At 43.2% G+C, this 1,320-nt stretch carries 1 protein-coding gene; it reads left to right on the top strand.

Annotation, left to right across the window (positions count from 1 at the left end):
- The first annotated feature begins 117 nt into the window (after positions 1-117).
- The gene (locus tag QUB61_RS39495) at positions 118-1,167 is read left to right on the top strand and encodes an RNA-guided endonuclease TnpB family protein (protein ID WP_333136939.1); all 1,050 of its coding nucleotides are present in this window, start codon (positions 118-120) and stop codon (positions 1,165-1,167) included.
- Positions 1,168-1,320: the final 153 nt, after the last annotated feature.

Here is a 1,320-nt window from a genome sequence, read left to right as displayed (position 1 = left end):
TCACCAAAGAACTGGGTCTGAAGCCCCGTCCTTATAGGACGGCTTTGATTCTCTTCATTTTCTGTTAATTGTATTGATTATACATGGTACAATAAAGCAATCAAGCAATAGTAAACAATGAAAGCAAGGTACAAGTACAGAATCTATCCGACCGACCAACAAAAACAGAGCTTGGCTCAGTTATTCGGTTGCGTTCGCGTTGTCTGGAATGATGCTCTTGCACTTTGCAAACAATCTGAAAAAAAGCCGAAATCGACAGAACTTCAGAAAATAGTAATAACTGGGGCAAAACAGACTGAGGAAAGGACTTGGCCCGAAGAGGTGTCATGCGTTCCCTTGCAACAGTCTGTAACCGATTTAGAAACGGCTTTTAAGAATTTCTTTGATTCCTACAAAGGGAAAAGAAAAGGGCAAAAAGTACGGTATCCTAGGTTTAAAAAAAAGACAAGCCGTCAATCGGCAAGATTTACCCTTCGTGGATTTTCCCTGAAGAAAAACGGTGGCGTTTACTTAGCAAAAATTGGAATTGTCAAGCCAATATGGTCTAGGGAGTTGCCGTCAGCACCTAGCTCGGTCACGGTAATCAAGGATTGCGCTAATCGCTATTTCTTAAGCTTTGTTGTAGAGGTCGAACCAGTTCAATCCGAGGCTTTGCATCCAAGTATTGGTATCGACTTAGGGATTAAAACCTTTGCGGTAATGAGTAATGGCGCCAAAGCCGAAAGTCCTAATTATAAAAAACTAGACCGGAAAGTTCGCAAACTGCAACGCAAGTTAGCTCGCCAACCTCATGACTCCAAAAGAAGGAATATAACTAGAATCAAGATCGCCAAGCTTCATAATCGTATTTCTGATGTCCGTAAAGATTTTATACACAAATTATCGACCAAAATAGTCAACGAAAACCAAGTGATTGTTTGGGAAGATTTAAATGTGTCGGGCCTGGTTAAGAACCGCAAACTTGCTAGAGTAATCAGCTTGCAAGGTTGGAGAGAATTCAGGACTTTGTGCGAAGCTAAGTCTGAAAAGTTTGGCAGAGAGTTCAAGGTGATTAGTCGATGGGAACCCACCAGCCAGGTCTGTTCGGACTGTGGTTTCAAGTGGGGTAAAATCGATTTATCTATTCGCGAGCGTGCTCTGTTTGAATTGTGGTACCGAGCAGGATAGAGATGAAAATGCGGCTAGAAATATAGCTCAAGTCGGGATGGGGAATCGCCACGACTCGCTTATGGACGCGCTCGGGATTGTCAGACTATTTCGGTAGCAGAACCCGATGAAGCGTCAAGAATCACCGCGCCTTCAGGCCGGTGAGTATTTCAA

It is taken from the genome of Microcoleus sp. C2D2 (genome assembly GCF_036702495.1).
GTDB lineage: Bacteria > Cyanobacteriota > Cyanobacteriia > Cyanobacteriales > Microcoleaceae > Microcoleus.
This window is presented reverse-complemented; position numbering and strand designations above follow the sequence as displayed.

Coding starts and splice junctions, on each gene's coding strand:
- QUB61_RS39495 (WP_333136939.1), top strand. CDS start 118: ATGAAAGCAAGGTACAAGTACAGAATCTATCCGACCGACCAACAAAAA.